Annotated in this window: 9 protein-coding genes; 3 read left to right on the top strand and 6 right to left on the bottom strand. The window is 49.8% G+C overall.

The window, feature by feature from the left end; translation table 11 throughout:
* Positions 1–320: 320 nt before the first annotated feature.
* On the bottom strand, positions 321–1,625 hold the full coding sequence (locus tag EJL91_RS11565; protein WP_125142073.1) for a CitMHS family transporter: 1,305 nt from the start codon (positions 1,623–1,625) through the stop codon (positions 321–323).
* Between the two features lie 176 nt (positions 1,626–1,801).
* On the opposite strand from EJL91_RS11565, the gene EJL91_RS11560 reads away from it, so the two are divergent.
* On the top strand, positions 1,802–2,707 hold the full coding sequence (locus EJL91_RS11560; RefSeq protein ID WP_125142072.1) for a LysR family transcriptional regulator: 906 nt from the start codon (positions 1,802–1,804) through the stop codon (positions 2,705–2,707).
* Here the strand turns inward: EJL91_RS11560 and EJL91_RS11555 are convergent.
* From EJL91_RS11555 to EJL91_RS11540, 5 genes are all read right to left on the bottom strand, one after another.
* Positions 2,702–3,979 (bottom strand): CaiB/BaiF CoA transferase family protein, encoded by a 1,278-nt coding sequence (locus tag EJL91_RS11555; RefSeq protein WP_125142071.1) that lies wholly within the window; start codon positions 3,977–3,979, stop codon positions 2,702–2,704. The two genes, EJL91_RS11560 and EJL91_RS11555, sit on opposite strands and share 6 nt — an antisense overlap.
* A complete protein-coding gene (locus EJL91_RS11550; RefSeq protein WP_125142070.1) occupies positions 3,976–4,437 on the bottom strand; it encodes a MaoC/PaaZ C-terminal domain-containing protein in 462 nt (153 codons plus the stop codon). Before EJL91_RS11550 ends, EJL91_RS11555 begins: the two co-directional genes overlap by 4 nt.
* A 381-nt stretch (positions 4,438–4,818) precedes the next feature.
* The gene (locus tag EJL91_RS11545; RefSeq protein WP_125142069.1) at positions 4,819–5,052 is read right to left on the bottom strand and encodes a permease of phosphate ABC transporter; all 234 of its coding nucleotides are present in this window, start codon (positions 5,050–5,052) and stop codon (positions 4,819–4,821) included.
* Positions 5,053–5,155: 103 nt separating this feature from the next.
* The gene (locus EJL91_RS24580) at positions 5,156–5,308 is read right to left on the bottom strand and encodes a hypothetical protein (RefSeq protein WP_164516819.1); all 153 of its coding nucleotides are present in this window, start codon (positions 5,306–5,308) and stop codon (positions 5,156–5,158) included.
* 686 nt (positions 5,309–5,994) lie between these two features.
* Positions 5,995–6,879 (bottom strand): LysR family transcriptional regulator, encoded by an 885-nt coding sequence (locus EJL91_RS11540; RefSeq protein WP_125142068.1) that lies wholly within the window; start codon positions 6,877–6,879, stop codon positions 5,995–5,997.
* A gap of 219 nt (positions 6,880–7,098) precedes the next feature.
* Between EJL91_RS11540 and EJL91_RS11535 the strand changes: the two genes are divergently transcribed.
* Positions 7,099–8,310, top strand: a complete 1,212-nt coding sequence (locus EJL91_RS11535; protein WP_125142067.1) for a dicarboxylate/amino acid:cation symporter — start codon at positions 7,099–7,101, stop codon at positions 8,308–8,310.
* A 12-nt stretch (positions 8,311–8,322) separates the two neighbouring features.
* Positions 8,323–8,991 (top strand): L-serine ammonia-lyase, iron-sulfur-dependent subunit beta, encoded by a 669-nt coding sequence (gene sdaAB, locus EJL91_RS11530; RefSeq protein ID WP_125142066.1) that lies wholly within the window; start codon positions 8,323–8,325, stop codon positions 8,989–8,991.
* The last annotated feature ends 22 nt before the right edge of the window (positions 8,992–9,013 follow it).

The raw sequence follows: 9,013 nt of genomic DNA, 5'->3' as shown, positions 1-9,013 counted from the left end.
CGAAAGAGACAATCAGCCCCTGAAGCCGGCGGACGGGGCAATAACCTTCGCTGAGTCTTCAGTCCCGCCGACAACCTGCCCGGGGAAGGAAGGAGAAAACTTTCCGAAGGGAGACCTTGGAATCCGCTGGTGCTTGATGAGGTATTTTCGAATCTAGCATCCGCTGCGCATTCCACAAGCGGAAGCGAGTCCCCGTAGGAATTTTTTCTCCTGGATTCCCCCTCACGACACCCTGCAAACCGGGACTGAAGACTCATACACACCCACCCACTCCCCCGTCCGCCGTCTTACAGAGGCGTCCTCACATCTCAATTAAATCCTTAAACTGGAATTACTCCCATCACAACCGCCACGATCACAATTGTCAATGAAATCAGCCACAGCCACACAAAACTGTGTTTTTGGTGGTCTCCCAGGTCTACTCCGGTCAGGCCGGTCAGGAGGAAGGTGGATGGGGTCAGCGGGGAGATTGGGAAGCCGACCGTAATCTGGCCGCAGATGGCGGCGCGGCCTACGGCCAGTGCCGGAACACCGGCTACCTCGGCTGCTACCGCGATGACAGGCAGTACCGCATAGTAGAAGCTGTCCGGGTCGAACATCAGGGACAGAGGCATTGAAAATACTGCCACGAATATTGCAATGTGCCCCATAATTGCTACAGGAAGGATATCACAAAGGCCCTGTGCCATCGCTTCCAGCATGCCGCATCCTCCGAGTATACCCGTAAAACAGCCTGCTCCAAACAGAGTGGAGGCCATCATCATGGCTGCCACCGCATGCTCGTCCATCCGCTTGCCTTGTTCTTTCAGGTCGCGGTAGTTTACAAGCATGGCAATGCAGAGCGCGGCCATAAAGCATCCTGCGGGCGGAAGAAGTTCCATTACCAGCGATACGATGGTAACAACAATCAGCAGAATATTAAACCAGACAAGGCGCGGACGGCGTTTGGATTTCTCCTCCTCCGGCAGATCGTCGAACTTGGGAGGCTCAACTGAGATAGATTCCAGCGTCCCTTTTAAACGTTTTCTCTCCTTCAGGCCAAACATCACAGCGACTGTAAAACAGGCGGCTACACCGCAGAGCTGAGGGATAATCATCGGATTGTACAGGTCGGTCAGGGATACTTCCAGTGCGGTTGCCGCACGGATTGTCGGTCCTCCCCAGGGAACCAGGTTCATTGTTCCCGCTCCTGCCGCTACTACGGTAGCCAGTACGCGGCGATCCATCTTTAGCTTATCATAAATAGGCAGAAGCGCCGGAATCGTAATTAAAAAGGTGGTTGCGCCGGAACCGTCCAAATGGGTCATCAGTGTGATAATCAGTGTTCCGATGCAGATTTTCAAAGGATCCTTTCCGATAATTTTTAAAATCCTGTTTACTACAATTTCAAACGCCCCGACGTCACCCATAATTCCAAAAAAGGCAACGGCGAAAATAAACATAACTCCGGTAGCGGCTACGCTCTTGATTCCCGCCGTTACATATCCTCCCATGCTGGCTCCCTGCCCCACAAGGACACAGGCAATCATAGGAACTGCGATCAGCGCGACCAGTGTCGAGCATTTTTTTGTCATGATTAAAAACATCACGACCAATATAGTCAGTAACCCAGCTATTGCTAACATAACTTTTCCTCCTTATATTTTCCTTTATTCCCGTGTTTCTATTATTTTTGTTCTATGTTATAATAATTCAGGTGATATATCACCCTACAATGCGTGAAACTCCGCGTCTTCGCGTTTATAAACCAGTATAAAACACCAGCAGTAAATGATATGCGGCACCGGTATGGAGGAATCTGATGGAACTATTACAATTACGCTATTTTAAGGCAGTTGCCGAGAATGAGAACCTGACACAGACTGCAAACCAGCTCTACATTTCCCCTCCCTCCTTAAGTTCCACCATCTCGCGTCTTGAGAAGGAACTGGGGACGGAACTTTTTGATCGCCAGGGGAACAGACTGCACCTGAATGCCAGAGGCTACGTCTTTCTGGAACATGTCAACCAGATGCTCAGCTCGCTGGATAACGCAGTGTCCGAACTGCGGGATATGGAGGCACAGCGGGATATTCTTCTTTCTGTCGCCACCACCAGCCCCAATGTCTGGATTGAACTTTTTTCTTCTTTCCAGCTTGAACATCCGGAAATACGCGTCACCCACACTTCACTGCGCCTGGATGAACTTCAGAATCCCGGCTGCCTTTATAAATATGATTTTGTCATTGCCAGTCCCACCGATGTACCGGCTCACTGGAAACACAGCGAACTGCTTTATAATGACGACTCCCCCGTGCTTCTCGTCCATCCGGATCACCCTCTCTCCAAGAGAAGGCAGATCAGCCTGACCGAGGTAAAGGACGAGCCTTTTGTTGCCCTCACACCCGGATTTTCTTCCCGTAAATACTTTGATGATCTGTGTGAGAGAGCCGGTTTCACTCCGCATATTGCAATTGAATGCGATTATATGATGCGCTCCTACATGGTGATGAAGAAAATCGGCGTGGCCCTTGCCACCGCATACACAAACTATGCGCGTCTGTATGACGGAACCTGCTGCATTGATATCACAGAACCGGTTTTTCCGCGTGTCCAGGCGCTGTTCCGCGATGAAAAGAGATACATGAACGCCGCTGCGGCCATATTCCAAGATTTTGCCTGCAGCTTTTATCCAGGCCATTCCTGCCGGAAACGGTATCCGCTATAAGACGCCTTCCGCCTTTAACCCGGCGAGCCGTTCCCGGGTAATACCCAGAAACTCGCCGTATATTTTCTCATTGTCCTGCCCCAGCAGGGGTGCGGGCTTTGTGATGCGGGGCGCCGTCTCCGTCATCTTAACCGCATCCCCGTTCACATGCATTTTTCCAATGACGGGATGCTCCACCACGGGGAACATGTCTCTGGCTGAGGCTATATGTTCATCTTTTACAATCTGGCTGATATCATATACGGGACCTGCCGGAACTCCTGCATTCAGTGCCATGGAAACAAGCTCATCCACCGTGTAACTCCTGCTCCATCCCTCGATCAGTATTTTCAGTTCATCCATGTTTTCCACCCGCAGCACATTTGATAAAAACCTCGGGTCGTCAATCCATTCCGGATGGCCTGCCACTTCACGGCTGAAAATCTCAAACAGTTTCTGGTTTCCGCAGGCGATAATGCAGAGTCCGTCCCTGGCCCGGTAGGAATCATAAGGTGCCAGGGCCGCATAGGCATTTCCATTCCGTTTATAAACCTCGTTGGTAACCCAGTAGCGGGTAAACGCATTTTCCAGTGACACCGCTATGCTGTCCACCAGGGCAATATCTACCTTCTGTCCATGTCCAATCAGCGTTCTGGCGTGGACGGCGGCCAGCACACCGATCGCCATATTCATTCCGCCCAGAATATCCCCCATGGCATTACCCGCCCTGGTCGGTTCCCCGTCCTTCGGGCCGGTCAGGCTCATCAGCCCTCCCATAGCCTGCGCCAGGATATCGTAACCGGGCCGCTTCGAGTACGGGCCATAAGAACCGAATCCAGACACCGCGGCATAGATAATCTGGTCGTTTATTTTTCTCAGTTCCTCATAGCCGAGTCCCAGCTTTTCCATCACTCCGGGCCGGTAATTTTCCAGCACCACATCGGCTTTTTTCACCATTTCCAAAAAAATGGCTTTACCCTCCTCTGTTTTCAGGTTCAGCGTGATGCCGTATTTACTGCGGTTCAGCATTGCAAAATAGGCGGATTCACCGTTCACGTACGGACCATAGGCCCTGCTGTCATCTCCCGTACCGGGTCTCTCGATTTTAATAACCCTGGCTCCCATATCTCCCAGAAGGGAACTGCAGAACGGCCCCGCAACAACGCGTGTCAGATCCAGAATTGTCAAATCGCTGAGCGCTCCCGTTTCTTTCGTTTCTTCTATTTTATCCTCCTTTTCCGCCGCCCTTTGCTCTACTTTTCCGTCTTTCCCGTCCGGCTCCTGCTTTATCATTCCTCCGACCTCCTTTTATCTACCATGCGGCGCAGGACTCCGTCCGCCACCGGTTCATTCTTCTGGTTCAGGACCTCATATTTCATCCCGATGATTCCCCGTTTTCCCTCTTTTGTCTCCCTCTTATCTTCTATCACAAGACGGAGCCGAATCGTATCCCCTATTTTGACCGGTTTCAAAAACCTCCATTGATCGATTCCAAGAAAAATTGAGTTTTTGAAAATACCAATTCTGACATAGAGACCGTTGGCAATAGCAAGTGTCAGCATTCCATGCACGATTCTGGTTCCGTAAGGAGTCGTCTCGGCAAAAGCTTCACTCGTGTGCAGCTCATTATAATCCCCGGTGATGCCTGCAAACTGAAAAACATCAGATTCGCTGACCGTACGGGAAGGCGACAAGAACTCGTCTCCCACATCCACATCCTCATAAGTCAGCAATATTTCTTCTCTTTTCATTCTAAATCCCTCCCAATTCTTTTTTATGTATTTACAATATCATTTGAATCGGTTAATTGTATATCGCATTCAAAGTTAAGGGAGGTTAATCTGAAATGAAACTCTTAGAGAAAAGAATAGGATATAAGGCGGTATCGGGAAATTATTGGGATGCTGTTAACTTTGAAGTTAAGGTTTGTCGTCTAAATTGATACATTATTTTAACGGCCGCATCTTCTTTTACGGTGCAGAAACGATCAAAATAAGGGTATCCCTCAGGCTATACTGCAGCCTTCTGGGATACCCTTCACTTAGTTTAGATTTGTTTTGTTTACGTTTGTTTTGTTTACGTTTGTTTTGTTTACGTTTGCTTTGTTTACGTTTGCTTTGTTCGCATTTGTACTATTCCTCGCAACATCCAAGGTTGCGCATAGCCGGAACAAACTTGGCCATCAGCGGAATATAGGTGATTACAAAAGCAGACGCCGCCAATATAAGCAGGCATTTCCTCCACCGCTTCGGAGCCGTAAGCCCGATGACAATACCGGCAGCGCAGAGGCAGATTTTAAGAAGAGCCATGTCCTGCCACTTCATTCCTTTTATATACTCTTCCGCCACATGAAACAATTTCTCCATAAATTCGACTCCTTTCTTCAAAATACGCCGTGTTCTTATAGCTTCATTGTAACATGATGGTGTGCAGATTTCCATATATTATTCAGAAACATCAAGTGGGGAGTTAGTTGAGAAATGAGGACGCCGCCGTCAGGCCGGGGACCGGGGTGGTGAAGGGAATCGATGAGTCTTTAGTCCCGGGCGTCAGGGTGTCGTAGGCGGGGAATCCGGGCAGAAAAAGTTCCTCCGGGAAACGCTTGCGCTCGTTGGAGTACATAACGGTCACTAACCTCGAAAATACCTCGGTAAGTGCCGATGAACTCCCAGGTTCCCTCCGGAATCTTTTTCTCCCTTCTTCCACGCAGGAAGGTTATGGCCGGGATTAAAGACTCAGCCAAGATAGCGGCCCGGCCCCGGCCTGCGGCGCCTGATCTGTCCTCTTTCTTCAATGGGGGAAGCTCTTGTCGCTGCCACTACGTTGCTCTGGATGCCTGAAAACTACATCCTGTTCATTCTGGGACTATAGAAACTTACAATCTTAGAATGTTTATTCTGATACTCTTTTAATGCAGCCCAGGATGTCGTCAGAATGTAAACTAGTTACGACTATATCGTGGCCGCGACAATACCACCACCCCACTTGACGAAAGAGACAATCAGCCCCTGAAGATGACGGACGGGGCAACACCCTTCGCTGAGTCTTCAGTCCCGCTGACAACCTCCCCAGGGAAGGAAGGAGAAAACTTTCCGAAGGGGACCTTGGAATCCGCCGGTGCTTAGCGAGGTTCTTTCGAGCTTAGCATCCGCTGCGCATTCCACAAGCGGAAGCGAGTCCCCGTAGGAATTTTTTCTCCTGGATTCCCCCTCACGACAACTTACCAATCGGGACTGAAGACTCATACACACCCTCCCACCACCCCGTCCGCCGTCTTACAGAGGCGTCCTCGCATCTCAACTAAATCCCTATGTAAGATTCATCTCCCCTAACCGTATAAACTCATCCATCTCTTTCGTCTTCCACTTTTCTTTATGGTAAAAAATCTGACGGTACATTGCGGTGTGGAAATCTTCTACCTCAAGAACCGCCAGCCGCCGTTCCTCCGCACTCTTCTGCACTGCAAAATAGGGAAGAAAGGAAAGGCCCCTGTTTTCTTCTATCATGCGGATGATAAATTCCGTATTGCTGATTTCCAGGAATGGCGAGAGGATCATCTGTCTGGACGCCAGGAAGCGGTCCAGGGCACGCCTGTAATTGGCATTTTTCTCGGTCAGAAAAAAAGGCTCTTCCAGCAGTTCTTCCAGCCTTAAATGGCCGCGTCCGGCAAGAGCAGAGGCGGGGGAAGAGACGAAAACTACTTCCTCCCTTATTTCCATCACCTTAATCCAATTGTTATTATACCGTGGCTCGTCCAGGATATAGATGAGATCCAGTTGATTGTGCTCCATCATCTCAATCAGCTCTTCCGGGGAAGCCGTGGTGATCCGGATGGCTACTTTCGGATGGTGTTCCCTGAAGTAGCGGAGAATCGGGGGGAATTTGGAGAAGCACAGGGATTCAATCGTTCCGATATGAAGGGAATTTTTAAGCTCTGTGTCGCTGTCCAGAGACAGTTTTGCCTTGTTTACTTCATGAAGAATGTTGTAGGCATAGGTACAGAACTGGTTTCCCTGGTCCGTGAGCGTGATCCGTTTTCCGATCCGGTCAAAGAGTCTGGCATTCAATTCCTGTTCCAAAAGACGGATCTGTACTGTGACTGCCGACTGGGAATACCCCAGACTTTCGGCGGCTTTGGAAAAACTTTGAAGCTGCACGACTCGGATGAAAGTGACAAGCTGACGGATCTCCATTCGGACGCCTCCCTTTATTAATATTTTTCAACAACTATATGAAATCTACGAATTTGATTCATGCATATTGTCATGATATAATACATAAACCACGACGTCAATCGTGAATTTGCACTAATTTGAGCAACTCCGGCCAAAGGCTTCACGCGGGGTGCTCCGTTAAGCTGCACTGTCAAAGTATTCAAACAGAACAACCAAAAAATGGAGGGAACATGAATCATGGAAAAGAAAGCATTTAAGCTGGGGCTTGTCCCCAAACTCATCATTGCCATTATCGTCGGCATACTGATCGGGCAGTTTCTGCCGGAGGGCTTCTGCCGCTTCGTCGTTACTTTGTCCGGCCTTTTCAGCACCTTTTTAAAGTTTGTCATCCCGTTAATGATCCTGGCCTATGTGACCATGGGAATCGCAGATTTATCTCAGGGCGCAGGAAAACTGCTGCTTATTACAGTGGCCTTAGCCTACGGCTCCACTCTGATCGCCGGCTCCTGCTCATACCTGGTCTCCTCCGGCCTGTTCCCAAGTTTCATGAGCGAGGGGGCTCTGGATCAGATTGCCGCAACGGCAGGAGTTTCCGTCGAATCCTATTTCAGCATCTCCATCACACCTGTATTGGACACGCTGTCAGCCGTAGTTCTGGCTTTTATTCTGGGTCTCTGCCTTTCTGTAATGCGCGGAAAGGAAATTGGCAATACTCTTTATGAGGCTGTAAAGGATTTCTCCAGTATCATCGACAAAGTGCTTCATACCGCCATCATCCCGCTCCTTCCGCTTTACATTTGCGGAACATTTGTGGATATGACAAAATCAGGAAAAACATTTGCTATTTTAAGCATCCTGTGGAAAGTTTTCCTCGTTGTCATCATTATGCACCTGATCTGCATTCTGATTCAGTTTATCATTGCCGGAACCGTGAGCAAAAAGAATCCGTTTACTTTGATTAAAAATCAGATTCCCGGATATACGACAGCACTTGGAACCCAGTCTTCCGCCGCTACAATCCCGGTCAACCTTCAGTGTGCCGCAGCAGACGGCGTCAGTGAGCAGATCCGGAACTTTGTGGTACCGCTCTGCGCCAACATCCATATGGCCGGATCCATGATTACCATCACGGCCTGCGCCACCGCAGTCTGTCTGATGAACCAGCTTCCAATCAGCCTGGGTACCGTGATTCCGTTTATCATGACTCTGGGCATCGCTATGGTGGCATCTCCAGGCGCGCCCGGCGGCTCCATCATGACCGCGCTTCCTTTCCTGTACATGGTTTTCGGCGCCGTAGCCGGCGATCCGGAAGGTCCGATCTGTGCCATCATGGTTGCGCTCTACATTACTCAGGATTCCTTCGGAACGGCCTGCAATGTCTCCGGAGATAATGCAATCGGAGTAATTGTCGATACTATCTATAAGAAATTTATTTCTAAAACGGCATAGGGAGGTTTACCAATGTCATTCATCAGTGTATTTGATGTTCTGGGTCCCAACATGATCGGGCCCTCCAGTTCCCATACAGCAGGAGCGGCCGTCATCGCCTTCCTGGCTCAGAAGATGGTCGGAGGTCCCCTTAAAAAAGTGGAATTCACGCTCTACGGCTCCTTTGCAAAGACATACCGCGGCCATGGAACCGACCGCGCCCTTCTGGGCGGTATCATGGGTTTTTCAACTGACGATACCCGAATCCGCGATTCTTTCCAGATTGCAAAGGAACGCGGCCTGGACTTTTCTTTCATAGTCAATGAAGAAGAGACGGATATTCACCCCAACACGGTGGACATCCGCATGACCGGACAGGATGAACGCGTCATGACGGTGCGCGGAGAGTCCCTGGGCGGCGGAAAGGTCCGCATCGTGCGTATCAATCAGGTGAAGGTGGAATTTACGGGCGAATACAGCGCCGTCATCGTTATCCATCAGGACAGGCCCGGCGTAGCCGCCCACATCACCAAATGCCTGAGCGACCGCAATGTAAATATTGCTTTCATGAGACTCTTCCGCGAATCCAAGGGACACACCGCCTACACGATTGTAGAGTCGGATGGCCGCCTTCCTGAAGATGTCACGGAAATGCTGAAGGAAAATTGCCACGTACACGACGTCATGATCGTCCAGTCATAAAGAGTGTTTGGAAATTGCTATT

The organism is Clostridium transplantifaecale (assembly GCF_900626075.1).
GTDB classification, from domain to species: domain Bacteria; phylum Bacillota; class Clostridia; order Lachnospirales; family Lachnospiraceae; genus Otoolea; species Otoolea transplantifaecalis.
Note: the sequence above shows the minus strand (reverse complement) of the source record. Positions and strands in the feature narration are given on the sequence as shown.

Bases quoted from the DNA above. Each gene is read 5' to 3' on its own strand.
- EJL91_RS11565 (WP_125142073.1), bottom strand. From the start codon at position 1,625: ATGTTAGCAATAGCTGGGTTACTGACTATATTGGTCGTGATGTTTTTA.
- EJL91_RS11560 (WP_125142072.1), top strand. From the start codon at position 1,802: ATGGAACTATTACAATTACGCTATTTTAAGGCAGTTGCCGAGAATGAG.
- EJL91_RS11555 (WP_125142071.1), bottom strand. From the start codon at position 3,979: ATGATAAAGCAGGAGCCGGACGGGAAAGACGGAAAAGTAGAGCAAAGG.
- EJL91_RS11550 (WP_125142070.1), bottom strand. From the start codon at position 4,437: ATGAAAAGAGAAGAAATATTGCTGACTTATGAGGATGTGGATGTGGGA.
- EJL91_RS11545 (WP_125142069.1), bottom strand. From the start codon at position 5,052: ATGGAGAAATTGTTTCATGTGGCGGAAGAGTATATAAAAGGAATGAAG.
- EJL91_RS24580 (WP_164516819.1), bottom strand. From the start codon at position 5,308: ATGTACTCCAACGAGCGCAAGCGTTTCCCGGAGGAACTTTTTCTGCCC.
- EJL91_RS11540 (WP_125142068.1), bottom strand. From the start codon at position 6,879: ATGGAGATCCGTCAGCTTGTCACTTTCATCCGAGTCGTGCAGCTTCAA.
- EJL91_RS11535 (WP_125142067.1), top strand. From the start codon at position 7,099: ATGGAAAAGAAAGCATTTAAGCTGGGGCTTGTCCCCAAACTCATCATT.
- sdaAB (WP_125142066.1), top strand. From the start codon at position 8,323: ATGTCATTCATCAGTGTATTTGATGTTCTGGGTCCCAACATGATCGGG.